The organism is Mycobacterium sp. Root265, assembly GCF_001428895.1.
In the GTDB taxonomy this organism is placed as follows: Bacteria; Actinomycetota; Actinomycetes; order Mycobacteriales; family Mycobacteriaceae; genus Mycobacterium.
Genome location: NZ_LMJA01000031.1, coordinates 172,049 through 195,980, shown reverse-complemented (window position 1 = coordinate 195,980; position 23,932 = coordinate 172,049). Strand labels below are relative to the sequence as shown.

At 66.9% G+C, this 23,932-nt stretch carries 24 protein-coding genes; 9 read left to right on the top strand and 15 right to left on the bottom strand.

Annotation, left to right across the window (positions count from 1 at the left end):
- The first annotated feature begins 38 nt into the window (after positions 1 to 38).
- From ASE48_RS26790 to ASE48_RS26780, 3 genes are all read left to right on the top strand, one after another.
- Complete coding sequence (locus ASE48_RS26790) at positions 39 to 1,754, top strand: MFS transporter (RefSeq protein ID WP_057170211.1); 1,716 nt, start codon at positions 39 to 41, stop codon at positions 1,752 to 1,754.
- A gap of 764 nt (positions 1,755 to 2,518) precedes the next feature.
- Positions 2,519 to 2,776: a hypothetical protein gene (locus ASE48_RS26785; RefSeq protein WP_057170210.1), complete on the top strand. Its 258-nt coding sequence runs from the start codon at positions 2,519 to 2,521 to the stop codon at positions 2,774 to 2,776.
- Between the two features lie 92 nt (positions 2,777 to 2,868).
- A complete protein-coding gene (locus ASE48_RS26780; protein ID WP_057170687.1) occupies positions 2,869 to 3,510 on the top strand; it encodes a class I SAM-dependent methyltransferase in 642 nt (213 codons plus the stop codon).
- On the opposite strand, the gene ASE48_RS26775 is transcribed toward ASE48_RS26780, so the two are convergent.
- From ASE48_RS26775 to ASE48_RS26740, 8 genes are read right to left on the bottom strand one after another with little or no spacing between them, the layout of a single operon-like run.
- Complete coding sequence (locus ASE48_RS26775) at positions 3,497 to 4,144, bottom strand: hypothetical protein (protein WP_057170209.1); 648 nt, start codon at positions 4,142 to 4,144, stop codon at positions 3,497 to 3,499. The two genes, ASE48_RS26780 and ASE48_RS26775, sit on opposite strands and share 14 nt — an antisense overlap.
- Complete coding sequence (locus ASE48_RS26770; RefSeq protein ID WP_057170208.1) at positions 4,144 to 4,926, bottom strand: exodeoxyribonuclease III; 783 nt, start codon at positions 4,924 to 4,926, stop codon at positions 4,144 to 4,146. The genes ASE48_RS26775 and ASE48_RS26770 overlap by 1 nt, the downstream gene beginning before the upstream one ends.
- Before the next feature lie 10 nt (positions 4,927 to 4,936).
- A complete protein-coding gene (locus ASE48_RS26765; protein WP_057170207.1) occupies positions 4,937 to 6,463 on the bottom strand; it encodes a hypothetical protein in 1,527 nt (508 codons plus the stop codon).
- Between the two features lie 55 nt (positions 6,464 to 6,518).
- Entirely contained in the window at positions 6,519 to 9,857 is a 3,339-nt protein-coding gene (locus tag ASE48_RS26760; protein WP_057170206.1) for an ATP-binding protein, read from the bottom strand.
- A complete protein-coding gene (locus ASE48_RS26755) occupies positions 9,854 to 10,513 on the bottom strand; it encodes a DUF4194 domain-containing protein (protein ID WP_057170205.1) in 660 nt (219 codons plus the stop codon). Before ASE48_RS26755 ends, ASE48_RS26760 begins: the two co-directional genes overlap by 4 nt.
- The gene (locus tag ASE48_RS26750) at positions 10,510 to 11,922 is read right to left on the bottom strand and encodes a DUF3375 domain-containing protein (RefSeq protein ID WP_057170204.1); all 1,413 of its coding nucleotides are present in this window, start codon (positions 11,920 to 11,922) and stop codon (positions 10,510 to 10,512) included. The genes ASE48_RS26755 and ASE48_RS26750 overlap by 4 nt, the downstream gene beginning before the upstream one ends.
- Entirely contained in the window at positions 11,915 to 12,841 is a 927-nt protein-coding gene (locus ASE48_RS26745; protein ID WP_057170686.1) for an N-acetylglutamate synthase, CG3035 family, read from the bottom strand. Before ASE48_RS26745 ends, ASE48_RS26750 begins: the two co-directional genes overlap by 8 nt.
- Before the next feature lie 19 nt (positions 12,842 to 12,860).
- On the bottom strand, positions 12,861 to 13,454 hold the full coding sequence (locus ASE48_RS26740) for a peptide deformylase (RefSeq protein WP_057170203.1): 594 nt from the start codon (positions 13,452 to 13,454) through the stop codon (positions 12,861 to 12,863).
- A 127-nt stretch (positions 13,455 to 13,581) separates the two neighbouring features.
- On the opposite strand from ASE48_RS26740, the gene ASE48_RS26735 reads away from it, so the two are divergent.
- From ASE48_RS26735 to ASE48_RS26715, 5 genes are read left to right on the top strand one after another with little or no spacing between them, the layout of a single operon-like run.
- On the top strand, positions 13,582 to 13,890 hold the full coding sequence (locus tag ASE48_RS26735; RefSeq protein ID WP_019513723.1) for a DUF3263 domain-containing protein: 309 nt from the start codon (positions 13,582 to 13,584) through the stop codon (positions 13,888 to 13,890).
- Positions 13,891 to 13,909: 19 nt separating this feature from the next.
- Complete coding sequence (locus tag ASE48_RS26730) at positions 13,910 to 14,377, top strand: LytR C-terminal domain-containing protein (protein WP_057170202.1); 468 nt, start codon at positions 13,910 to 13,912, stop codon at positions 14,375 to 14,377.
- A gap of 10 nt (positions 14,378 to 14,387) precedes the next feature.
- Complete coding sequence (gene sodC / locus ASE48_RS26725) at positions 14,388 to 15,071, top strand: superoxide dismutase[Cu-Zn] (protein ID WP_057170201.1); 684 nt, start codon at positions 14,388 to 14,390, stop codon at positions 15,069 to 15,071.
- Positions 15,052 to 16,185 (top strand): glutamate--cysteine ligase, encoded by a 1,134-nt coding sequence (locus ASE48_RS26720; RefSeq protein ID WP_057170685.1) that lies wholly within the window; start codon positions 15,052 to 15,054, stop codon positions 16,183 to 16,185. Before sodC ends, ASE48_RS26720 begins: the two co-directional genes overlap by 20 nt.
- A complete protein-coding gene (locus ASE48_RS26715) occupies positions 16,185 to 16,817 on the top strand; it encodes an LON peptidase substrate-binding domain-containing protein (protein WP_057170200.1) in 633 nt (210 codons plus the stop codon). Before ASE48_RS26720 ends, ASE48_RS26715 begins: the two co-directional genes overlap by 1 nt.
- On the opposite strand, the gene mnhG is transcribed toward ASE48_RS26715, so the two are convergent.
- The 7 genes from mnhG to ASE48_RS26680 are packed head-to-tail and all read right to left on the bottom strand — an operon-like array spanning position 16,818 to position 23,362.
- The gene (gene mnhG / locus ASE48_RS26710; protein WP_057170199.1) at positions 16,818 to 17,159 is read right to left on the bottom strand and encodes a monovalent cation/H(+) antiporter subunit G; all 342 of its coding nucleotides are present in this window, start codon (positions 17,157 to 17,159) and stop codon (positions 16,818 to 16,820) included.
- Positions 17,156 to 17,437, bottom strand: a complete 282-nt coding sequence (locus tag ASE48_RS26705) for a monovalent cation/H+ antiporter complex subunit F (protein WP_057170198.1) — start codon at positions 17,435 to 17,437, stop codon at positions 17,156 to 17,158. Before ASE48_RS26705 ends, mnhG begins: the two co-directional genes overlap by 4 nt.
- Positions 17,437 to 17,970 (bottom strand): Na+/H+ antiporter subunit E, encoded by a 534-nt coding sequence (locus ASE48_RS26700; RefSeq protein WP_057170197.1) that lies wholly within the window; start codon positions 17,968 to 17,970, stop codon positions 17,437 to 17,439. Before ASE48_RS26700 ends, ASE48_RS26705 begins: the two co-directional genes overlap by 1 nt.
- Complete coding sequence (locus tag ASE48_RS26695) at positions 17,967 to 19,559, bottom strand: Na+/H+ antiporter subunit D (protein WP_057170196.1); 1,593 nt, start codon at positions 19,557 to 19,559, stop codon at positions 17,967 to 17,969. The genes ASE48_RS26700 and ASE48_RS26695 overlap by 4 nt, the downstream gene beginning before the upstream one ends.
- A complete protein-coding gene (locus ASE48_RS26690) occupies positions 19,559 to 20,023 on the bottom strand; it encodes a Na(+)/H(+) antiporter subunit C (protein WP_057170195.1) in 465 nt (154 codons plus the stop codon). The genes ASE48_RS26695 and ASE48_RS26690 overlap by 1 nt, the downstream gene beginning before the upstream one ends.
- Positions 20,020 to 22,887 carry a Na+/H+ antiporter subunit A gene (locus ASE48_RS26685; protein ID WP_057170194.1) on the bottom strand — a complete coding sequence of 956 codons (2,868 nt, stop codon included), beginning with the start codon at positions 22,885 to 22,887 and terminating at the stop codon, positions 20,020 to 20,022. The genes ASE48_RS26690 and ASE48_RS26685 overlap by 4 nt, the downstream gene beginning before the upstream one ends.
- Positions 22,888 to 22,930: 43 nt before the next feature.
- The gene (locus tag ASE48_RS26680) at positions 22,931 to 23,362 is read right to left on the bottom strand and encodes a DUF1707 domain-containing protein (protein WP_057170193.1); all 432 of its coding nucleotides are present in this window, start codon (positions 23,360 to 23,362) and stop codon (positions 22,931 to 22,933) included.
- A 92-nt stretch (positions 23,363 to 23,454) separates the two neighbouring features.
- On the opposite strand from ASE48_RS26680, the gene ASE48_RS26675 reads away from it, so the two are divergent.
- Positions 23,455 to 23,922 carry an SRPBCC family protein gene (locus ASE48_RS26675; protein ID WP_057170684.1) on the top strand — a complete coding sequence of 156 codons (468 nt, stop codon included), beginning with the start codon at positions 23,455 to 23,457 and terminating at the stop codon, positions 23,920 to 23,922.
- Positions 23,923 to 23,932: the final 10 nt, after the last annotated feature.

The following is a 23,932-nucleotide window of genomic DNA, read 5'->3' as shown; positions in this document are numbered from 1 at the left end:
CTAATATATGTTTTTGCCGATTCGTAGATCGAGATCTGATGACAACTGAGCTTGAACGCAACCGCGCCCGGCTGGATCACGACCATCCCTTCTACAAGTGGATAGTGCTGTCCAACACCACGTTGGGCATCCTGCTGGCCGCCATCAACGCCTCCATCGTGCTCATCTCGCTGCCCGCGATCTTCCGGGGTATCGGGTTGAACCCGTTGGCGCCGGGCAATGTCAGCTATCTGCTCTGGATGATCATGGGCTACCTGGTGGTGACGGCCGTCCTGGTCGTCCCGTTCGGCCGGCTCGGGGACATGTTCGGCCGGGTGCGGATCTACAACCTGGGTTTCGTGGTCTTCACCGTGGCGGCCGTCGCGCTGTCCTTCGACCCGTTCCACCTCGGCGGCGGCGCGGTCTGGCTGATCGCCTGGCGCGTCATCCAGGGCATCGGTGGCGCCATGCTGATGGCCTCGTCGTCGGCGATCCTCACCGACGCGTTCCCCGCCAATCAGCGCGGGATGGCGCTCGGGGTGAACATGGTGGCCGCGGTGGCCGGGTCGTTCCTGGGCCTGCTGATCGGCGGCGTGCTCTCCGAGTGGCACTGGCAGGCCATCTTCTGGGTCGGGGTGCCGATCGGTGTGCTGGGCACCATCTGGAGCGTGCGGTCGCTGCGCGAACTCGGGGTGCGTACCCCGGGACGGCTGGACTGGGCGGGCACGCTGACCTTCGGCATCGGGCTGACGGTGCTGCTCGTAGGTATCACCTATGGCATCCAGCCCTACGGCGACGCCACCACCGGGTGGACCAACCCGTGGGTGCTCGGATCGATCATCGCCGGGGTGGGGATCCTGGTGGCTTTCTGCTTCATCGAATTGCGGGTCGATCAGCCGATGGTGGACATCCGGCTGTTTCGTTCTGCCGCATTCGGAATGGGCAACCTGGCCGGACTGATGTCCTCGGTGGGGCGCGGTGGTCTGCAATTCATGCTGATCATCTGGCTGCAGGGGATCTGGCTTCCGTTGCACGGGTACAGCTTCGAATCGACCCCGCTGTGGGCGGGCATCTATCTGCTGCCCGTGACCGTCGGGTTCCTGGTGGCCGCGCCGGTGGCGGGCACGCTGGCAGACCGGTTCGGCGCGCGTCCGCTGACGGTCGGCGGGATGCTGCTGATGGCGGCGTCCTTCGTTGCGCTGCTGATGATTCCGGTGAACTTCGACTACTGGGTTTTCGCGCTGCTGGTTTTCCTGAACGGACTGGGCGGCGGTATCTTCACCGCGCCCAATACGGCGGCCATCATGTCCAGCGTGCCCGCCGCCCAGCGCGGTGCCGCCTCGGGCGTGCGGGCCACCTTCTTCAATGCGGGGTCGTCGCTGTCGATCGGCATCTTCTTCTCACTGATGATCGTCGGGCTGGCCAACTCACTGCCATCGGCGTTGAGCAGCGGTCTTCAGGCGCAAGGTGTTTCGGCCTCCGTCGCGCACGAGGTGGCCAACACGCCGCCGGTGGGCAGTCTGTTCGCGGCGTTCCTGGGCTACAACCCGATCGGCGAACTGCTCGCGCCCTCGGGTGCGCTGGACGCGCCGGGGGTCAATGCCGAGGTGCTGACCGGCAAGACGTTCTTCCCCGAGCTGATCACCGAGCCGTTCCATTCCGGGTTGACGGTGGTGTTCCTGGCCGCCGCGGTGATGATGCTCATCGGCGCGGTGGCGTCCATGTTCAGCGCGGGTCGCTACGGAGCGGACAGCCAGAACGGTGACGGTTCGTAACCCGAATAGTGCGTAATCCGAGTAGGTGACTACTCGGGTTCGAGGCGCGCCGACTGGCTACCCTTCCCTCAGTTCCTCGTGAAGGGAGGGTCATGAAGCATCGATCAGCACGACGGGCACCAGTTGCATTGGCCGCCTTGGGTGTTGTGCTCCTCGTCGGAGTGCCCGGTGTGCCACTTGCATCGGCGGAACCGCTTGTCTGTGAGCCACAGAAGGGCGGCGGTGGAAAGATCTGTACTGACGGCGAATCGACGTACACGATCCACGAGTTCTGCGGTGCGGATGGGTGCGACGAGACCCAGCCGGAGATCGCCCCCGGCGGTTAGTGGAACTCGCGCTGCCAACTGTGGACGCCTGGAAAGTGAGCCGTTCCAGCAATCCGTCTAGCGCACCTCATCGACGGGGACGGCTGGATCGGACGGGGTCGACGCCCCGGTGTGGTCGCTGGCAGATCTTGCCAACACTTTGCTATCGCGACCATTTCTCGTCGATTGTGCAATACGGAGAGTCCAGCTGTTCGGCTCGCGAAAACCGCTGTTCAGGGCTTATCGACGGGCGAACCGATGTTTCCGGAGGCAAATCTCGACCTGGCTAATTTCGGGGGTATTCAAGATCACTGTTCTTGCGTATGCAAGTACGCGATCTTGATCGATTCTGGATCCTGCGACGAAGGGGCATGTACCTGCGAAAACGTAGGTGACTAATGGCTCGGCAACTTGTACAGTCGAAGCAACAACTCAACGCGATCCTGGGGGGATAGCAAAATGAACAAGATCATTGTGGGGGCACTGGGAGCGGCGTTTGCCGCGGCCACCATTGGGGTAGCTGCACCGGCTCAGGCCGATGATGCCTTCCCCAGCCCGTTCGACCTCTATGGCCAGGAGATCATCAAACTGCCCTTCTTCGGCAGCATCCGCTTCATCGATGGTCCAGACCGCGGTCCCGGCTTCCAGGGCGTCAAGGGTCCTCGTGGGGCGAACACGTCCGGGCCGAAGTCACACGGAAACCCTTCAGCTCCCTGACACCCACTGACCAATGAGCCCCGCGCCCCGTCCGAGGTGCGGGGTTCATCGGCATCCGCAGCGCTGTGGTGTCCGCGCCTACACTCGGCTCCGTGACGACCATTCAGCGCAGGGCCTTCAACGACGCGATCACCCGGTTCTGGAGTTTCGCCGCCCCGGCCTACGACACGGGGTGTCTGCAGCGCTTTGTGTACAAGCCTGCCCAGGACGAAGTCATCGAGCAGCTCCGCAGCCACGGTTCCCGGCAGATCGCCGACGTGGCGTGCGGCACCGGCATCCTGGCCGCGCGCATCCAGCGCGACCTGCGCCCCGACGAGGTCTACGGCCTCGACATGTCCGACGGCATGCTCGCCCAGGCCCGTCAGCGCTCGGACCGGGTGCGCTGGATGTCCGCACCGGCCGAGCAGCTGCCCTTCGAGGACGGCTTCCTGGACGCGGTGGTGACCACCTCGGCCTTCCACTTCTTCGATCAGCCGGCCGCACTCAAGGAATTCCACCGGGTGCTGACGCCGGGCGGCATCGTCGCCGTCACCACCATGAGCCCGCGTCAGGCGTTCCCGCCGTTGCACGCCCTTTCGGCCGGCCTCGGCGCTCCCGCCCACGCACCGACCCCGGATGCGATGCGGGAGCTGTTCGAAGCGGCCGGCTTCCGGGTCGAGGAACAGCATCGGGTGCAGCGGCCGGTGTGGACGCCGATCTCCGACCTGATCACCGTCGGCGTCAAGCCTTCTTGATCCACTTCTCGCCGGCCTTGGCGGCGCGGTGCAGGGCGCCGTACTCGCCGAGGTAGGCCGCGACCGCCCCGACCACCGGGAGCATGCCGATATAGCGGAAGATCTGCCGCGGGTGCGGCCGCTTGCCGAGTTCGTCGCCGACGGAATTGAGAATGCCGGCGAGGTGCCACAGCTTCTGCACCATGTTGTCCGGCCACGGCTCGTCGATGTCCGGCAGCGGCGGGTCGGGGATCTCGCGCCCGCACAGCACCGAGGCCAGCATCCGCACCTGGTCCTTGCGGTCGGTCAGCTCGTACTCGCGTGCCACCGCGCACAGGATGAGCGTCTGGCCGGCGAAGCCCAGCAGATCCTGGATAGGCAGCCGGCTGGCCAGCGCCCCGAGGGCACCGGGCCAGGCCACCGCGACGGTGTCCAACAGGCCGACCCGCCAGATCCACCAGCTGACCCGTTCGGAGCGGCTCTTGGCGTCCCACGCCTCGGTGCCGGGCACCTCGAGGAACTCGAGATGCTGTCGGACGCCGAGCGGATCGAACTCCGCGAGCACGTCCAGGATCAGCCCGGACAGCGCTGCGGCCCGCCCGAGCGCGTCGGCGACATCATTGTCCGACAGTTCGACCTTAGGCAGCAGATCCATCAGGACACCTCGATCAGGACGGGGGCATGATCGCTGGGCGACTTGCCTTTTCGTTCCTCGCGGACGATCTCGGCGTGTGTCACCCGCTCGCCCAGCGCAGCGGATCCGAGGATGAAGTCGATGCGCATGCCCTGTTTCTTCGGGAACCGCAACTGGGTGTAGTCCCAGTAGGTGTAGACGCCGGGCCCCGGCGTGAAAGGCCTTACCACGTCGGTGAATCCGGCGTCGACCATGGCCTGGAAGGCTGCCCGCTCCGGCGCCGAGACGTGGGTGGACCCTTCGAAGGCCGTGGGATCCCAGACGTCCTCGTCGGTGGGGGCGATGTTCCAGTCACCGGTCAGCGCGACCGGCAGCGACGGGTCGTCGGCGATCCACTTCGACGCGCTGTCGCGCAGGGCGGCAAGCCATTCCAGCTTGTACGGGTAGTGCGGGTCGGCCAGGGTGCGGCCGTTGGGAACGTACAGGCTCCAGACCCGTACCCCGCCGCAGGTCGCGCCGATGGCCCGGGCCTCGGCCAGCGCCTGCCATTGAGGCTGGCCGTCGAAGCCGATCTCGACGTTGTCCAGCCCCACCCGGGAGGCGATGGCCACCCCGTTCCACTGGTTGAGCCCCACATGCGCGATCTCATAACCCAGCGCCGCGAACGGCAGCGCCGGGAACTGGGCATCGGTGCACTTGGTCTCCTGCATGGTCAGCACGTCGACATCGGCACGGGACAACCAGTCGGTCACCCGGTCCACCCGGGTGCGAATGGAGTTGACGTTCCAGGTGGCCAGGCGCATGCCCCCAACCTTAGGACAGGCGCCGGAACCCCATGTCATCGCCGATCACCGTGGTCGGTCCGATCGGCACCTGCTTGGGGTCCGCGCCACCCGTCTCGACGAACGTCAGCTTGTCCGTCCAGGCCTTGCGGATGAGATCTTCGAATGCCATCACGGTGAGTTGCTCACCGGGGCAGCGCCGGTAGCCGAACCCGAACGGGGCGAAACCCGCGTAGTCGCACACCGGCGACGGGCGGTCGTCGGCCACCCCGAACACCGTGCCGAACGCGCTGTTGTGCAGAGACGCCTTGCGTCCGTCCTTGACCTCGAAGGTCTTCGCCGGATCGAAGGGGCAGTTCGCCAACCCCATCTGCCGGATGCGGGCCTCGTCGATCTGGGCGCTGGTCGGCGCATCCCGGTAGCGCGCCGGGTCGAAATCGTCGGGGTTGGTCCACTGCACCGGATCGTGGCTGGTCGAGGTGTGCGGATTGATGATGAAACTGTGCCGCTCGATGACCGGCTCACTGGTCTCGGCCAGCGCGGAAATGCTGCCGCCGTTGGGCGATATGGTGCGGAAGAGTTCCATCACGAAGCGTTCCAGTGGCGGGAACGCGGTGCCGTCGGGACGGTCGAACGGGCCCGACATCGTCGCGGTGTAGGAGTCCTTGACCTGCTGATCGGTACTCAGTCTGGTCATCACGTTGTACAGGGAGTTGCCCCACTGGCTGAACGCGACGAAGTTGTGGAAGCACTCGAACACCACATCCTTGTGATTGAAGTGCTCACTGCCCTCACCGTTCTTGATCCAGTACCAGCCGAACGTCTTCTGCGGTTCGGGCGTCTTGCCGGAGCTGATATCGGCGAGCCGGTCGTCGATCCACGATTTCAGGAAGTCGAGGTGGCGCCGTACCGTCATGTAATTGTCGTAGACGATCTGCTCTGTCGGATCACGATATGCCAGAACGGTATTGAAGCTCGCCCCGATCTCGCGGACCTGCTGCGGGATATCGGCTCCCCGCACACCCAGGTGCAGGTCCCAGTAGAGATCCCAGAAGGTGTCCAGGTAGATCGACATCAGTGGCTTGTCGGCGTTGGCGGGGCTGAACAGGTCATCCCAGTAGCGGACGATCTTGTCGCGGTACATCCCGGCGTACAGGTCCGGAGTGACCGCCGACATGTAGATCCGCTTACGCAGGTTGTCGGGACCGCGCTTTTCCAGCCCTTGCAGGAACACCGTGACGCCCTGCTCGGGGTCGGGTTTCCAGGTCTTGGACAGTAGGCCCCACAGGTCGAACGGGAGGGCGTTCTCCTTGGTGAGGGCCACGTCGATCATCGGCAGCACCGGACGTTGACCCTCCAGCACCCGGTTCATGAAGTGCGGGACGATGGCGTTGTCGACGTACTCCTGGTCGTAACGCTCCAGGAACTGGTTGCGCAGGTCGGCGATCTGGCCGGGCAGGTCGCTGGATGGCGCGGTGGCCGTGTCGGCTGATGAACAAGCGACCGAGAGGGTGGAGACTGCGCCCGCACCGCCCGCCAGGAAGGTACGTCTGCGCATGGTGGATAACCTTTCGCCGGATGTCCTCCGACAAAATTAGCACTGACGTCACTTTTTAGACGGGTTCGGGCACTTTCAGTTCCTTGCGCAGCGCGGTGAAATCGCTGATCGTCTTGGTGGCGACCGACGCGACGGGACGGGCATTGCGGCCGGTCGCCTCGGTCTTGGACACCATGACCACCCCGTCGATATAGGGCTGAATGGTGGTGGCGTTCTGCACGGTTGCGACGATGACGAGCTGGAACCCGAACTTACGGAACGCCTGCAGGGCCTGCTGGGCGAACTGCGGATCGGATTTGGAGAACGCCTCGTCCAGCATGAGCTGCGCGAAAACCGGTTTGTTGTCTCCACTTTCGGGATTGGCCAGGTTGAAGCTCAGCGCGCCCGCGAGGCAGAACGCCATCAGCTTCTCCTGCTCACCGCCGGAGTTGTCGCCGGCGTTGCTGTGCGTCCGGATCAGTTCCTCGCTGCGCACATCCCACTCCGCGCAGTCGAAGGTGAAGCGGTTGCGCACGTCGAGAGCGTCGCGGGTCCAGGCGCGATCCTCGGGAGTGTTGCCGGCCAACCGATTACGCAGGCGCAGGATATCGGCGTACTGATCCAGGATCGCCTTCTTGTCGCCGAGGCCGACCTCGGCGATACGGCGCGAGATGGACTTGACGATATCGGTGAGCTCTGCGACGGCGACCAGGCTGCGCGGAGTGGCGCGCAGCGTCAGTCGGGTGCCGCGGTTGAACTCCACCGAGCCCAGTCCGGTGTTGACCCTGTCGATCTGGTCACTGATGCGCCGGGTCTCCTGCTCGGCCACCCGGTGCAGGGTCAGGATCGCATCGGGGGCCTGCTCGGTGATCAGCCGCATCATCCGGTCGTAGGCGTCCGGCAGCTCGCGTTCATCGATGTGGCGGCAGACGGCGACGTAATCGTGGACCCGCTCGTCGAAATCCTCGGAGTCATTGGGAATGGCATCGGGGAACGACGTGTCGAAGGTGGTGATGATGCGGGCCAGTTCCTCATGGGAACGTCTGCGGCTTTCGGTGAGCTGATCACGCTCGCGGCGGATCGCGGCCAGCAGCGCCTCGCGGTGCGGTTCCGGGTTCAGCAGCTCCAGCGCGACGGGGACCTCGGCGGAGTAGCGGCGCAGCAGCTCGGTGGCGGCATCCGAGATCGCCGCCGGGGCCAGCCGGTCCTGCAGATCCATCAGCCGGGTACGGCGTCCGTCGAGGTCGTCACGCCGGGTCTGGATGGCGCCACGGCGCGTCATCAGGGTCTGGATGTCGATCCAGCACTCGTCGGCGCGGGCGCTGAGCGCCTCCACATCGGGATTGTCGGCCATCAGCAGGTCGTACTGCTCGCGCAGCCGGTCGGCGTGCCCGTCGGCGGTCTCGGTGTCGATCTGGCTCCACTGCGGGAACTGCTCGCAGATCGCCTTGCAGGCCGCGGCGCGGTCCCGCCACTGCTGGCGACCGGCGGCGATATCGTCGGCGGCCTGGCGCGCCTGCTCGAAAGCCTGCTCGGCTTCTGCCAATTCGGCGGTCAGCGCGTCCAGCTTGGCGGTGATGTCGCCCTGGTAGATGTACTCCGACGGTTTGAGTGCGCGGCGGTCGTCCTTGATCGCCAGCCGGTCGGAGTCCTTGTACAGCCCGGCATCGGTGACCGCCCGGCGGAACCGAGCGAACAGATCCGGGGTGTCCACGCAGATGTGGTCGCCGGCGGCGCTGAGGATATCGAGTGCCTCTGCCGCGCAGGGATGGTCCGGGTTGACGACGAACAGCTTGCCCGCCAACGTGTTCGGCTCGGGCTCACGATCGGGGGCATTGATCCGTACATGGTGCAGCGCGAGCCGGCCACGCATATTGGTCTCGTTGACGAAGCGCAGCACCTTGGCGTAGTGCTCATCGGGGACCAGTAGCCGCAGCCCGACCGAACGCAGCACCTTCTCGACCGCGGCACGCCACCGGTTCTCCTCGGGGCGCAGGTCCATCAGCTCGGCGACATAGGGCAGCGCCGACGGATCGACACCCACTGCGGCGCAGATGTGTTCGCGCATGGTGACCGCGAACTCGGGCAGCGCGGACCCCACGTGTTCGACGCGTTTGAGTTCCTTTGCCGCGTGGTCGCGCGTCATCCGCGCCGCCTTCTGGGCGTATTCGGCATCGGTGGAGGCTTCCCGGCCGCGTTCCAGCTTCACCGCAAGGCCGGCGGCCTGCTTGCTGAGATCCTCACGCAGATTCCAGAATTCGTCCGCGCTCTCGGGCACCGGCACGCCCTGCGCGGAGACCATCTCCTCGTAGGCCGCGTAGCGCCGGGTGATCTCCTCGGCCTGGGCCTCGGCGGCGGCCACCTGCGATTGCAGCGGGCCGACATTGGTGCTCGCGCCGCTGATCTGGGCGTTGAGCGAATCACCTTCGGCCTTGGCCAGATTGAGCTGCCTGGTCAGGTCGGCGTATTCGTTCTCCAGCTGATCGATGGTGCCGTCCAGGTTCTCGACCTGGGCCGGGCACTGCTGCAGACGCACATGATCGGTGTAGGCCCGCACCATCTGGGTGTCGACGAGATCGATGATGCCGAGGTCCGAGGACTCCGAGGCGTAGCGGACCTGGATGGTCTCGATATCGCCGAGGATCTTGCGTTTACGCTGGGCCACGGCCAGCAGCTCGCGGGCCTCCACCAGCGGGTCGATCTGCTTGAGGGCCTCGGGCAGCCGGGCCAGGCTGTCGGGTTCATCGAGCATGAAATCGCGGACGAACTGCTCAAGGCCGCCGACGCTCTTGAGCGACTTGGCCTTTCCGAGCAGCTGCTGGGCGGCCTCGGAGGCGCGGATCCCGATGGAGGCGTACAGCTGGGCCAGATACTGGGATTCCACCTTGGTGGAGAACCGCCAGCTGTCCTTGAAGACCGCGCTGTCGAAACGGCCGGCCGCCCAACGGTTGCACACCTCTTCGATGTCCAGGTCGCCGTCACCGAGGACGAACCTGCTCGACGAGTCCGAACGCGATTCGCCGGTGAGCCATTTCAGCACCAACCCGGTGATGGAGCGGCCGGTGTTGCTGGTGTAGGTCACGGCGACCGCCGACCAGGTGGTGCCCTCGCCGCGCAGATAGATGACCTGGCTGACCCCGTTGTCACTGCGCTGGCCCCAGGCCCCGCGCACGTATTTGTCGACGGTGCGCCGGCCGGCGCTTGACCCGGCGGCGGTGTTGTCTCCCGAGGCGTTGAAGTTGCGCCGGTTGAACGGCAGGAATCCGAGCGAGATGGCATCCAGCAGTGAGGATTTGCCACTGCCCGACCCGCCGGCGATCAACGACCCGCCTGCGCTGATCGGCACCGAATGGTAGCCGTCGAAGACACCCCAGTTGATGACCTGCAGCCGGGACAGGTGGAACTGCTCACTCATTCCGAACCGCCCTTCAGCAGCTGCTCGAACTGCTGCTGCAGTTCGGTGATGACCGAGGCCGTCATGATCGCGGTGATCACCGGGCTGACGGTATAACTGTCCTCGTCGTCGCGGGTCTTGCGCAGGATGTCCAGCCCGGCCAGTCGGGCGATGGCGGCGTCGACACGCGCGGTGAAGGTGACGGTGTCGCGGTCGGTGTCATTGAGCACCCCGGCGAACAGCCCGTGCACCTCATCGCGGGTGATGAGGAAGCTGGAATCGCCACCGGCGCGCATCATCTGGGCCAGGTGCAGCGCCAGGATGGAGTCGTAGGTGCCCAGCGGTTCGCGCCGCAACAGCTTGGCGCCCTTGGTCGGCTCATAGCGCGCCTGCTCGATGTAGGCGATGTCGACCTGTTCGGCGATCCGGAGCTGAAGGTCCAACTCGGACAACCGGACCGACAGCTCGGTGCGGTACTCCAGGATCCAGCTGTAGATGTCGGGATCGGATTCGCTGCTGACGTAGCGCCGGGTCAGCAGGTGCTGCAGCGCCCAGCAGGCCCGGTCGGGCATGGCGCTGACGTCGCCGTCGAAGCGTGGACGGCGTTGCGTCGGTGTGCGACCCCCGTTGCGGTCCACATCGGGTAGCGAGGCGAAGTCGATGTCGGAGTCGGTCACGACGCAACCTCGGAAACCGGTTCGGTGAACATCAGGTGCGGAACCTCCATCTCGCGGTCGTGGCCGTCCAGCGAGTGGAATCGGACAGTGACCGGTACTGCGTCCGTGGTGGACGGTTGCTTGAGCGCCCACGACCAGAGCACGATCACATGACCCAGATACGGGGAATCGAGCATCTCCAGGGCGTCCGGAAGAGACACCGGCAGAGACGAATTCAGCATCTTCGACAGAGCGGGCGCATCGACCTGGGTGGTCAGCGAGGAGAACGTGGTCAGGTCGACCACGCCGTCCGCCACCTCGGCGGGCTTGGGCGCGGACAGGTCGTTGATCCGGAAGCTCAGCGCCCCGACCGAACTGATCGCATGCCGGGCCAGCGGCACCTCGATGGGCAGGCGGGAGTCGGTGAACGACTCCTTGAGCAGGGCCCGCGCGGTACCGATGGCCTCGTTGAGCTGACGGGCCACCCCGCGGGTCTGCTCCAGGGTGCCGAACGCGGTGAACCGCTTGACCCGCTGGGCGCAGCGCTGCTGGATGCGCTCCACCTCGTCGATCTGGTGGCCGACCAGTTCGAAGAAGCCGGCCATCACCTTGCGCAGCGCCGGGTCCAGTTCGGGCAGGGTGGCGGCCACCGTGGCGATATCGGCCTCGAACTCGGCCCGCTGATCGGGGTCGTTGATCATCCGCAGGAACGCCCGATGCGAATCGCGGCCCGCCGAATCCCAGGCCGCCTGGTAGTCGTCGTACATCTGGCGCTGCCGGTCGCGGTACTCGAGGTTGGTGTCGATCGGGTCGTCCAGCGCCGAGGTGGCCTGCTCGATCATGGTGCCGTACAGGCCGATATCGGTGATCAGCCGTTCCATCTGCATCGCGATGGCGCGGGCCTCGTCGTACATGCCGGTGACATCGGGCTCGGGCCGCAACCCGGCGTCGAGTTCGTCGAGTTCGGCGTGCAGCGCCGCGATCTCGGCCTCGATGCCCTCCCGGATCCGGTCCGGGTCGTCACCGACGCGGATGGCGACCTGCTTGAGCCGCGACGCGATGCCGTTGATGGATCCGCCGGTGGCGATGGTGTCGTTGCGGCGCATCCCGCGCACGAAGTCCAGGGCCCGGCGCGCGTCCTGGGTCAGGTAGCAGACATTGCGTTCGCTTCCCTGATGTTGGGAGGCCACGCGGTGCAGCCAGCCCTGGCTGGCCCAGGTCTTGATCAGCGCCAGGCCGGACTGTTCGCCGGTCTCGTGGAGTGCCTCCAGGTCGCGTTCCAGCCGGACCACCAGCTCGGTCTCGCCGACCAGTCCCTCGAACAGGTGACGCTCCATCAGCGTGGCGTAGACCGCGAGGTTCGAGGTGGCCAACAGCCGCACCGCGCGCGAGCCCTGCACCTCGCGGTTGGCATCGAGTAACTCACGCATGGGGCACGAGGCTATCTGCGCGCACGTAGCGGTGACGGTGATGCAACCGAAATCCGGCGGACTCGTAGAGCGTGAGCGCCGGCCGATTCTCGTCGAGGACCTCGACGTAGGCGCGGGTCGCGCCCTGTTCGGTGCCCCAGATCTGCAGGGCCGAGCAGATTGCGCGGGCCAGTCCGGTGCGGCGCGCGGATTCCGCGACACGCACGCACGACACGCCGAGCCAGCGCGTGCCGTCCGGTGCCGTGGTCACCGCGCCCCGGCCGACGGCGGTGACTTCTCCCGTCGCTGCGCTCGCCCCGGTACCGAGCGAGGCGAACGTCACGCGGCCGTCGAGCACGGCGGTCAGGACCTCGGTGGGCACCTCGCGCCGGTAGGTCGCCAGCCAGGCCTCGCTGGGCCGGTCGGCCAGCGTCACATCGGGGCGGGCGGACGGTGACGTCGTCAGGGAACAGGTCAGCATCCGGGTGGGTTTGATGCCCGCGGCCTTGATGGGCAGCAGCCGCTCGGGCAGCGCCAGCCAGGGCTCCAGGTGGCGCTGCGCGTACCAGTCGATGATGGCGGGCAGCGCCTCGGTGTTCGACGAGAACAGCAGCGGGACAGCGGAGTTGGCGCGGCTGGTGTGACCGCCAGCGGCGCGCAGCAGCCAGCCGTCGCACCAGTGCTGTTCGGTACCCGGCCAGGCCAGCGCGGCGGCATGTTCGAGGGCACGGATCTCGGAGTTACGCACCGCCGCGTGGGACAGCTCGCGCACCGACACCACGTCGGCCGGGTCGATCTCGACGGCGTCGCCGGACTTGGTGCGCACCACCACGACGGGCCCGAGTGCCTCCAGGTGCCCGACCACGTCGGTCAGGGCGGCGTCATTCAGGGCGCTGGGAATCCGGTAGCGCAGGGACACCCGGCTGCCGACGGACGGCATGGCGGCGTCGTTGATCAAGCTAGTGGCCGAACGGGTCAGGATCCTCGCCGGGCAGCCAACTCAGCCCCGGAACCCCCCACTGGTGCGATTTCACCATCCGCTTGGCGGCGCGCGCGTGCCTGCCGATCAGGCGGTCCAGATAGGTGAACCCGTCCAGGTGGCCGGTCTCGTGCTGCAGCATCCGGGCAAACAGGCCGTTGCCCTCCAGCGTGATCTCGGTGCCGTCGGCGTCCAGGCCGGTGACCCGGGCCCAGTCCGCGCGGCCCGTCGGGAACGACTCGCCGGGCACCGACAGGCAGCCCTCGTCATCGTCGTCGGGGTCGGGCATGGTCTCGGGAACCTCGGAGGTCTCCAGCACCGGGTTGATGATCGCCCCGCGGCGCCGCGCGGTTTTGCCGCGGTCGTCGGCGCAGTCATAGACGAACACCCGCTCGGTGCGCCCGATCTGGTTCGCGGCCAGGCCGACACCGTTTGCTGCGTCCATGGTGTCGTACATGTCGGCGATCAGCTCGGCCAGTTCGGCCGGTAGCGTTCCGTCGGCGGCGACAGGCACCGGAGTGGTCGGGGTGTGCAGGACGGGATCTCCCACAATGCGGATTGGTACGACAGCCACGGTTGGTTAGCTTAAGTCAGCCGACGCGCGGGTAACGATCACGCCTCAACTACCGGGGCCGTGATTGAATGATCGCCGAACCACACGAATGTCATTTGCGAGTTATCGGAAGGGTCCAAAGAGCGATATGGATGGCGCCATCGCGCGGACCGGCCAATCCGGAGACGACTCCGAACCCGCGGACGGGTTGACCCGCCGCGAACACGACATACTGGCCTTCGAACGCCAGTGGTGGAAATACGCAGGGTCCAAGGAAGACGCCATCAAAGAGCTCTTCTCGATGTCGGCGACCCGGTACTACCAGGTGCTGAACGCGTTGGTGGACCGTCCCGAGGCCTTGGCCGCCGACCCGATGCTGGTCAAGCGGCTGCGGCGGGTGCGGGCGAGCCGGCAGAAGGCGAAGGCGGCCCGGCGGCTCGGCTTCGACATCACCTGAGCCGTTAGGCTTGCCCCCGATGAACCAGCGAGACTCTTCCGGGCTGCCACTGCGCGCCATGGTCATGGTGCTGCTCTTTCTCGGCGTGGTGTTCCTGCTGGTTGCGCTCCAGTACCTGGGCCCCGACGACGATGACGACGGCGACTCCGCCGTGGTGAGCACCACCACCAGCAGCGCCACTTCCAGTGCCGAACCCTCCCCGGAGCCGGAGCAGGCCAAGGCCGACGTCCGGGTGTTCAACATCTCCGAGGTCCCCGGCGCGGCCGAGGGAACCGCCACCCGGCTGCGCGATGCCGAGTGGAACGTCACCGAGACCGGCAACCTGGTTCTGGAAGGCGTGCCGGTGACGACGGTGTACTTCGGTGAGGCACCGGGCGAACGCGAGGCCGCCGAAGATGTCGGCAGGCTGCTGGAGGCTCCGGTCGAGCCGAGACGCCCCGAACTGGTGGAGCAACCACCGGGCGTCATCGTGGCGGTCACCGGCTAGGCTCTCGGACATGCCGATCTCAGCCACGATTCGCCTTCTCGCCGCTGCCGCCGTCATCGTCCCGATCGCCGCCGCGTGCGCACCCAACGAGCCGGTCGCGACTGAGCCGGGCACCACTCCGCCGGTGTGGACCGGATCGCCCTCGCCCACACCGTCCGGCGAAGCCGGCCACGGCGGCGGGCACGGTTCCGGTGCAGGCGCCACCAGTGGCGAGACCCTGACGGCGAACCTGGCGACCGCGGACGGCACCGAGGTGGCGACCGCCACGATCGAGTTCACCGACGGCTTCGCGACCGTGACCGTCGAGACCACCACCGCGGGTGAGCTGACCCCCGGTTTCCACGGCCTGCACATCCACCAGGTCGGCTCCTGCGAGGGTGATTTCACCAGTGCCGGTGGGCACTTCCAGGCCGAAGGCCACTCCGGGCATCCTTCCAGCGGCGACCTGAGCTCGCTGCAGGTGCGCAGCGACGGGTCGGCGAAGCTGGTGACCACCACCGACGCGTTCACCGCAGAAGAGCTGCTCTCGGGGACCAAGACCGCGATCGTCATCCACGAGAAGGCCGACAACTTCGGCAACATTCCTGCCGAGAAGTACCAGCAGGTCAATGGCACCCCCGGTCCTGACCAGCAGACGCTGTCAACCGGTGACGCCGGCGGCCGGGTGGCCTGCGGTGTCATCTCCGCGGAGTAGTCCCAGCCGAATCGATTTCGCCGGGTCCCCCCGGCCGACAGTCGGTGTCGAATGGGAGTTCGCGCTCGTCGATCCCGACACGCGTGACCTGAGCAACGAGGCCGCCGCGGTGATCGCCGAGATCGGCGAAACCCCGCATGTGCACAAGGAATTGCTACGCAACACCGTCGAGATCGTCACCGGGATCTGCGAGACCGTCCCAGAGGCGATGACCGACCTGCACGACACCCTGGTCCCGGTGCGCCGCATCGCCCGGGAACGCGGGATGGAACTGTTCTGCGCCGGCACCCACCCGTTCGCGGAATGGTCCACCCAGCAGCTCACCGAGGGCCCGCGCTACGCCGAGCTGATCAAGCGCACCCAGTGGTGGGGCCGCCAGATGCTGATCTGGGGTGTGCACGTGCACGTCGGAATCTCCTCGGCACACAAGGTGATGCCCATCATCACCTCGCTGCTCAATCAGTACCCGCACCTGCTTGCGTTGTCGGCGTCATCGCCCTACTGGGACGGTGACGACACCGGCTACGCCAGCAACCGGGCCATGATGTTCCAGCAGCTGCCGACCGCCGGACTGCCCTTCCAATTCCAGGAGTGGTCGCAGTTCGAAGGCTTCGTTCACGACCAGAAGAAGACCGGCATCATCGACCACATGAACGAAATCCGCTGGGATATCCGGCCTTCGCCTCATCTGGGAACCATCGAGGTGCGGATCTTCGACGGGGTGTCCAATATCGCCGAACTCGGCGCGCTGGTCGCGCTGACCCACTGCCTGATCGTGGACCTGGATCGCAGGCTCGATGCCGGTGAGCAGCTGCCGACCATGCCGCCCTGGCACGTGCAGGAGAACAAGTGGCGCGCAGCGCGTTACGGCCTGGACGCCGAGATCATCCTGGACGCCGACAGCAACGAGCGTCTGGTCACCGATGATCTCGACGAACTGCTGACCCGGCTGCAACCGGTGGCGGTGTCGCTGGGCTGCGCGGACGAGTTGGCACGGGTGTCCGGGATCTACCGGGGCGGCGGGTCGTATCAGCGTCAGCGCCGGGTGGCCGAGGAACACGACGGTGACCTGCGCACCGTCGTCGATGCACTGATCGGAGAGCTGGTGCTCTGATGGCAGCGACGCCGATGTTCCCGCTGGAGGTGGCGATGCTGCCCGGTGAGGAACTGCCGCTGCGGATCTTCGAACCGCGCTACAGCGCAATGGTTTCCGACTGCCTGGCCGGGGATCCGGTGTTCGGGGTGGTGCTGATCGCGGCCGGGCGTGAAGTCGGCGGCGGGGATGTGCGCAGTGATGTCGGTGCGCTGGCCCGGATCGTCGAGCATGCCGACTTGGGTGACGGACGCTACCGGTTGCGCTGCATCCTCGGTGAGCGGATCAGGGTGACCGAGTGGCTCGACGACGCCCCCTATCCGCGGGCGACCACGGTGCCGTGGCCCGATGAGGCGGGCCCGTCGGTGACCGGTGCGGATATCGCAGGAGTCGAGGACACCGTGATGGCGCTGTTCGAGCGGATCGCCGAGTCGCGCAATGCCACGCTGCCCCCGCGCGAAGACCTGCTGGGCGGGCCGGAACCGGGCCAGGAAGCCGGAGATCGGCTGTACGCCTTGGCTGCCCGCATCCCACTCGGCCAGGCCGATCGCTACGCCGTGCTGGCCGCCCCGGGTGCGTGCGCCCGGCTGGAGGCGCTGCGCGAGGCCGTGGAGACGGTCGCGGCCATGGTGGAGTTCCAGCTCTCGGAGTGACTACTTCGGATCGGGGAACGGGTTGTTGGCCAGATCATCTTTGACCACGTCGTCGGACACCGTCTGTTCCCGATAGGCGAGCTGGCCGACGCGGTTGGCCACCACGGGTGCGGTGATCAGGGTGAACAAGCCGGCCAGGATGATCATGCCGACATCGGGATGGCCGCGCAGCCGGATCGCCGCCCCGGCCAGCACCAGCAGTAGCCCCAGCACCTGCGGCTTGCTGGCAGCGTGCATGCGCGACAACGTGTCCGGGAAGCGCACCACGCCGATCGCGGCGGTCAGTGCGAGCGCCGAACCACCCAGCACGAGCACCGAGGTGATGATGTCGACGGCGGTCATCGGATCCTCCGATCGTCGAGATCGCGGTCGGGAACCCGGAAACGCGCCACGCTCACCGACCCCACGAAGCTGATCAATGCCAGCGCCGTCAGGCTGTAGGTCACGGTGCTGTCCAGGCTGAATGCCGCCCAGGTCCCGATACCGCACATCGTCACCGCCACAAAGGCGTCCAGCGCGACCAGCCGGTCCAGGGTGCTCGGCCCGGCCAGCAGCCGGTACATCGTGATGGCGGCGGCGGACGACAGCATCACCGCCGCGGCGATCCACACCACATGCATCAGGCGTCCTCCTTCTCGGCAGACGGTCGCCAGTCGGCGGTCCGCTCGAATGCCGCCACCATGAGGCGCTCCACCGTCTTGACCTGACGGTAGAAGCGCTCGACGGCCTTGTCGGTACCGACGTCGAGTACGTGGACGTAGATGAGCCGGCGCTTCTGGTCGATCTCCAGCACCACCGATCCCGGAATCAGGGTGAGCACGCCGACCGCCAGTGACAGCACCAGATCGGACTTGATGGCCAGGTGCGCGCGCAGCACCGCGGTGGCGGGCGGCGGACCGGGCTTGATCGCCAGCCAGGCCACCTGATACGACGACACCACCAGGTTCACGGCGACGTAGAGGATGAGGCGCAGCAGGGCCAGCGGACGCACCTTCCCCTCGACCGGCACCCGTGGCAGCGGGAGCAGCAGCGTGATCACCAGCGCGACCACCAGTCCGCCGACGATGTTGCCAACAGAGAAGGTGCCCCACAACAGGATCCACACCAGCGTCAGAAAGCAGAGCGTCCAGATTCGCAGAGCGGCTTTTCTCATGGCTGCAACACCGCCGAGATGTACTGGCTGCGGTCGAGTATCTCTTCGGCCGCCCGCTCGCTGTAGGCGTAGATCGGTCCGGCGAACACCGTCAGGACCAGACCCACCGCGATGAGCGCCCCGGTGGGCAGCAGCATCCCGACCGGCATCTTGCCGACATCGTTACGGTCGGCGAACGCGATGTCGTCGTCGTCGTCGATCAGCGCGGCGGGCACGGTATTGGACAGGTCGCCCTCGGGGGCGTCGGCGCGGACGCGCCAGAACGCCTTGGTCCACACCCGGGTGACCGCGTAGAGGGTCAGCAGGCTGGTGACGACACCGCCGCCGACCAGCACCCAGGCCAGCGTGGAGCCCACTTCGGAGCCCGCCTCCAGCAGCGCAACCTTGCCGATGAAGCCCGAGAACGGCGGTATGCCACCCAGATTCAGCGCGGGGATGACGAACACGAACGCCAGCAGCGGGCTGGCGGCGGCCAGCCCGCCGAGGCGTTGCAGTGTCGACGCCCCGGCCTGCCGTTCGATGAGACCCACCACCAGGAACAGGGTGGTCTGCACGACGATGTGGTGCGCCACGTAGTAGACGGCCCCGGACATGCCGAGGTGGTTGCCCAGCGCGATACCGAAGATCATGTAGCCGATGTGACTGACCAGGGTGAAGGACAACAGCCGTTTGATGTCGTTCTGGGCGATGGCGCCCAGGATGCCGATGACCATCGTCAGCAGCGCGGCCACCATCAGCACGTTGTCCAGTCCGCCGTTCGGGAACAGCAGCGAGTGCGCCCGGATGATCGCGTACACGCCGACCTTCGTCAGCAGGCCGGCGAACACCGCGGTGACCGGCGCCGGTGCGGTGGGGTAGGAGTCGGGCAGCCAGGTCGACAGCGGGAACACTGCGGCCTTGATGCCGAATGCGACGATCAGCACCGCGAACAGCGCGGTGCGGGTGCCATCGGGGACATCGTCCAGACGCAGGGCCACCTCGGCCATGTTGAGCGTGCCGGTCGTGGCATAGACCAAGGCGATGCCGATCAGGAAGATCAGCGAGGACACCATCGACACCATCACGTAGGCGATGCCTGCGCGCACCCGTTCGGCGCTGCCGCCGATGGTCAGCAGCACGAAGCTGGCGGCGAGCAGCACCTCGAAACCGACGAACAGGTTGAACAGGTCCCCGGCCAGGAACGCGGTGCAGACGCCTGCGGACAGGATGAGATAGGTGGGCTGGAAGATCGAAACGGGTTGGCGTTCATCGCCGTCGCTGATGCCCTGCCCGATGGCGTAGAAGACGACCGCCAGCAGCACGATCGAGGACACCACCAGCATCAGCACCGACAGCCGGTCGGCCACCAGGGTGATGCCGAGCGGGCCCATCCCGGGTTCGCTCTGGCCCCAGCCGCCGACCTGCACGGCGACCGTGCCGTCGCGGTCTACCAGGTAGAGCAGCACCGAGCACACCGCCACCACCGCGGTCAGCGATGTCAGCGAGATCAGTTGCTGCAGCCGGGGACTGCGGCCGGCGACCATGGTGATGGCCGCCGCGATGGTCGGGATGAGGACGGGCAGGGGAGTCAGAGTGGTGGCAAGGGTCATCAGCGTGAGCCCTCCGCGCCCGGCAGGGCGTCGAGTTCGTCGGGCGCGTCGGTGTCGCGGGACGGCACCACATCCGGGATGTCCCGGTCCACGGTGTCTTCGTCGACGCGCTCGGCCACCCGAGTGTCCTCGGGGTCGTTGCTGACCTCTTCGATGGTGGTCAGCTGATAGGACCGGTAGGCCAGAGCCAGCACGAAGGCGGCGATGCCCATGCTGATCACGATGGCGGTCAGGATCATGCCTTGGGCCAGCGGGTCGGCGTCGGTCTCGGCGCCGTTGCTGGACCGTCCGTAGACCGGCGGATTACCGGACGGGCCACCGACATTGAGGATCAGCAGGTTGACGGCATTGCCGATCAGCAACAGTCCCAGCAGCATTCGGGTCAGCGTGCGCTCCAGCAGCAGGTAGACCCCGGCGCTGGTGAGGCCACCGATCAGGACCAGGGGAACCAGGTAGGTGATCATCGTCGCACCATCTCCACATCGACGCGGGCACCCAGGCTGCGCAGGATGTCGAGAACAAGACCGACCACGATCAGATACACACCCAGGTCGAAGAACAGTGCGGTGACGAGCTTGATGTCACCGAGTAACGGGATGTCGACATGCAGCACCGCCGAGGACAGCACCGGCGCGCCGAGCAGCAGCGAGGTGACCGCGGTTCCCGCCGACAGCGCCAGTCCGGTGCCCAGCACCTTCCCGGCGTCCAGCGGCAACGTCTCCCCGAGTTCGTATCGGCCACCGGCCAGATAGCGCAGCACCAGTGCCAGGCCGGCCGTCAGCCCGCCGGCGAAACCACCGCCGGGGGTGTTGTGTCCGGCGAAGAACAGGTAGGCCGAGAGCACCATGATGAGCGGGAAGATGATGCGGGTGGCCACCTCGAGCACCAGCGAGCGGTGCCGAGGGTCGCGCAGTTCGCTGCCGCGCAACCAGGTGACATCGCCGGCAGCCGGGCTGTACGCCCCGACCAATCCGATGTCGGGCTGGCCGACGGCGCTCGGTTTGGCCTGCGACACGCGCGGCGCGGCACCGAAGCGCCTGTTGCGGAACACCATCGAGGCGACGCCGGTGGCGGCGACCACGAGCACCGAGATCTCCCCCATGGTGTCCCAGGCGCGGATGTCGACCAGCAGAACGTTGACGGTGTTGGCGCCGTGTCCGCGGTAGTAGGCGGCGTCGGGCAGCAGTTCGGCGATCGGGCGGGTGTCGCGGGCGGCCATCGCGAAGACCGCCAGCCCGGTCACCGCCGCACCGACCGCCAGCGACAGCGCGGCCCGGGGCAGCCGGCTGCGGTTGATGTTGGAGCGGTCGGCTTCGGCGGGCAGGGTGCGCAGCACCAGCACGAAAATCACCAGAAGCAGTGTCTCGACCAGGAACTGGGTCAGCGCGAGGTCGGGCGCACCGTGGAAGGCGAAGATGGCGCCGCAGCCGTAGCCGGTGACGCCGACCAGCAGGACGGCGGCCAGCCGGTTGCGCATCACCGTCGAACCCACTGCGGCGGCCAGGATCACCAGGCCGATCACCACCTGCAGCGGGGAATCCCAGAGTGCCAGTTCCGGCCGGTTGCGGGCGCCCATCATCAGTGCGGCGACCGGCAGCAGCACCAGTGTGCAGAGGATCACCGACTGGGTGGCGGGCAGCGATCCGCGCTGGGTCTGCGCCGTCAAGCGCACCGCCAGCACATCCAGGCCGCGCATCACCTCGTCGTAGATCCGGTCGGCGTTGCCCAGCGGGGTGAACCCGGACTTGCCGCGGGGCAACCGGTTACGGCCGAAGAACACGCACGTGCCGACCCCGAGGATCAGCACCGACAGCAGCAGCGGAACCCCGAAGCCGTGCCACAGGGCGAGGTGGTAGTCCGACGGGCCGGGGATGGTCTCTGCATAGTCGTCGAGCACCGAGTCCAGCCCGGACGGCCAGAGACCGAGCGCCAGACCGGCGGCCGCCAGGACGGCCGGTGGCAGCAGGAAGGTCACCGGCGGGCGGTGCATCTCCTGGACACGGAGGCTGGGTTCGCGGTGTCCCTTGTCGCTGAAGGCGCCCCACAGGAACCGCAGGCTGTAGATGGTGGTGAAGACCGAGCCGACCACGATGCCGGCGAGCACGAACGGTGCCGCGGCGGCCAGGGCCGGGCTGTGCAGCACGGTCTCCAGATCGGCTTCCTTGGCGACGAACCCGAAGAACGGGGGTAGCGCGGCCATGCTCGCGGTGGCGCCGACGGCGATGACCAGCAGGGGCCGGTGCTGTCTGCCGAGACCGGCCAGCTTGCGGATGTCACGGGTGCCGGTGGCGTGGTCGATGACGCCGACCACCATGAAGAGCGCGGCTTTGAACATGGCGTGCGCGCAGAGCATGGCCAGTCCGGCCAGCATCATGTCGGGCCCGCCTGCACCGACCATGATGGTGATCAGCCCGAGTTGGCTCACGGTGCCGAACGCGAGGATGAGTTTGAGGTCGTACTCGCGGACCGCGCGCCAGCCCGCCATCAGCATGGTGAGCAGGCCCAGGCCCACCACCATGGGTCTCCACAGCGGGGTGTCGGCGAACCCGGGTGTCATGCGGGCCACCAGGTAGACGCCGGCCTTCACCATCGCGGCGGCGTGCAGATAGGCGCTGACCGGGGTGGGTGCGGCCATCGCGCCGGGCAGCCAGAAGTGCAGCGGAACGATGGCCGATTTCGACAGCGCACCGACCAGGATGAGCGCGATACCGATGGTGGCGGCCGTGCCGGTCGGGGGAGCGGCGATGAGCTCGGAGATCAGATAGGTACCCGACAGGTTGCCCAGCACGATGATGCCGACCAGCATGGCCAGCCCGCCGAAGGTGGTCACCAGCAATGCCTGGGTGGCGGCCCGGCGGCTGGTGGCGCGCTCGGCGTAATGGCCCACCAGCAGGAACGACAGCACCGTGGTGGTTTCCCAGAAGATGTAGAGCAACAGCATGTTGTCGCTGACCACCAGGCCGAACATCGCGCCGGAGAAGGCGACGAGTTCGGCGGCGAAGCTGGGTAGCCGCTTCTCGATGCGGCCCTCGTGGTGGTGGAAGTACTCGGCGCAGTAGAAGAGGACGAGTGCGCCGATGGCCAGCACCAGCACGCTCATGATCGCCGACAGCGAATCGAAGCGCAGCGTGATGTCCATGGACAGTTCGGGCACCCAGGGGATGTGAACGGTCGGGGTGTTGCCTCCGCTGGGCCAGTTCATCCCCACCCAGATCAGTGAACCGAGCGGAACCAGAGCAAGGGGATAGAACGCCAATCGGCCCCATCTGGCGACCAGAAGGGGCGCCACTGCGGTGGCGACCGCATGGGCGAGGAGAACGGCGAGCATGGCACTCCGATCGGATTGGGGTCGGGGTGTCAGCCACTAGGGCTTATGCCATTCTACCTGGGCCGTTTTGCGACCTGACGTGGGCCATTATCGGAATGACGTGCGATACCACGCCGATGCCCCAGCCCATGATCGGCCAGACCGGCCAGAAGTACCAGCCGCCTCCGCCGAGGCCGACGGCGAGCCAGATCCCGAGCATGAGCAGCGCCCCGGCGAGGTAGGCGGCGACGTGGATACGCACGCTGAGCCGCGCTGCCCGGATCTGTGCGGCACGACGGCGGGGGTCGTGCTGGCGCAGTCGGGCAACCGGTAGATCGGCGACGAGTTCGTCGAGTTCTCCGGCGCCGTGTGCGGCGAAGGCGCGGCCCAGCCGGTCCTCGTATTCCGCCATGGGTAGGTAGCCCTGAGCCAGGGCCTGCCCCAGATCGGTGGCGGTCCGTTCCCGCTCGCGGTCCCCGGCGCGGATATCGGACATGGCGGCCTCCCTGAAATCTAGTCAGTGACAAGTTTGACTATTCCAGCTGAACTAGTCACCGTCAAGATATGTAGCCTGCTGGGGTGAGCCGGATTGTGAGCGCCAGCCGCGAGATCGCCGCGGAACCCGAAGTGATCTTCGAGCTGATCGCCGACCCCGCGCAGCAACCGCGCTGGGACGGCAATGACAACCTCACCGAGGCCGCCGCCGGGCAGCGGGTGCACGCGGTGGGCGATGTGTTCCGGATGATGGTGCACTCCGGGACCGTGCGGGAGAACCACATCGTCGAATTCGAGGAGGGCCGCCGCATCGCGTGGCTGCCATCCGAGGAGGGCAAGCCGCCGCCCGGACATCTGTGGCGCTGGGAGATCGAGCCCCTCGGTCCGGCGGGCGGGAGCGAAGCACCCGGGGGATCGGGGAGCGGCCGTTGCAAGGTCACCCACACCTATGACTGGACGAACCTGACCGAGGAGAAGCGGCTGGTGCGCGCGCGGGCCACCACCGCGGCCAATCTACTGGCCTCGATCGACCGGCTGAATCGGGTACTGCACTACTCATAACCGTCTGTCC

Coding starts and splice junctions, on each gene's coding strand:
- ASE48_RS26790 (WP_057170211.1), top strand. CDS start 39: ATGACAACTGAGCTTGAACGCAACCGCGCCCGGCTGGATCACGACCAT.
- ASE48_RS26785 (WP_057170210.1), top strand. CDS start 2,519: ATGAACAAGATCATTGTGGGGGCACTGGGAGCGGCGTTTGCCGCGGCC.
- ASE48_RS26775 (WP_057170209.1), bottom strand. CDS start 4,144: ATGGATCTGCTGCCTAAGGTCGAACTGTCGGACAATGATGTCGCCGAC.
- ASE48_RS26770 (WP_057170208.1), bottom strand. CDS start 4,926: ATGCGCCTGGCCACCTGGAACGTCAACTCCATTCGCACCCGGGTGGAC.
- ASE48_RS26765 (WP_057170207.1), bottom strand. CDS start 6,463: ATGCGCAGACGTACCTTCCTGGCGGGCGGTGCGGGCGCAGTCTCCACC.
- ASE48_RS26760 (WP_057170206.1), bottom strand. CDS start 9,857: ATGAGTGAGCAGTTCCACCTGTCCCGGCTGCAGGTCATCAACTGGGGT.
- ASE48_RS26750 (WP_057170204.1), bottom strand. CDS start 11,922: ATGCGTGAGTTACTCGATGCCAACCGCGAGGTGCAGGGCTCGCGCGCG.
- ASE48_RS26745 (WP_057170686.1), bottom strand. CDS start 12,841: ATGCCGTCCGTCGGCAGCCGGGTGTCCCTGCGCTACCGGATTCCCAGC.
- ASE48_RS26735 (WP_019513723.1), top strand. CDS start 13,582: ATGGATGGCGCCATCGCGCGGACCGGCCAATCCGGAGACGACTCCGAA.
- ASE48_RS26730 (WP_057170202.1), top strand. CDS start 13,910: ATGAACCAGCGAGACTCTTCCGGGCTGCCACTGCGCGCCATGGTCATG.
- sodC (WP_057170201.1), top strand. CDS start 14,388: ATGCCGATCTCAGCCACGATTCGCCTTCTCGCCGCTGCCGCCGTCATC.
- ASE48_RS26715 (WP_057170200.1), top strand. CDS start 16,185: ATGGCAGCGACGCCGATGTTCCCGCTGGAGGTGGCGATGCTGCCCGGT.
- mnhG (WP_057170199.1), bottom strand. CDS start 17,159: ATGACCGCCGTCGACATCATCACCTCGGTGCTCGTGCTGGGTGGTTCG.
- ASE48_RS26705 (WP_057170198.1), bottom strand. CDS start 17,437: ATGCATGTGGTGTGGATCGCCGCGGCGGTGATGCTGTCGTCCGCCGCC.
- ASE48_RS26700 (WP_057170197.1), bottom strand. CDS start 17,970: ATGAGAAAAGCCGCTCTGCGAATCTGGACGCTCTGCTTTCTGACGCTG.
- ASE48_RS26695 (WP_057170196.1), bottom strand. CDS start 19,559: ATGACCCTTGCCACCACTCTGACTCCCCTGCCCGTCCTCATCCCGACC.
- ASE48_RS26690 (WP_057170195.1), bottom strand. CDS start 20,023: ATGATCACCTACCTGGTTCCCCTGGTCCTGATCGGTGGCCTCACCAGC.
- ASE48_RS26685 (WP_057170194.1), bottom strand. CDS start 22,887: ATGCTCGCCGTTCTCCTCGCCCATGCGGTCGCCACCGCAGTGGCGCCC.
- ASE48_RS26680 (WP_057170193.1), bottom strand. CDS start 23,362: ATGTCCGATATCCGCGCCGGGGACCGCGAGCGGGAACGGACCGCCACC.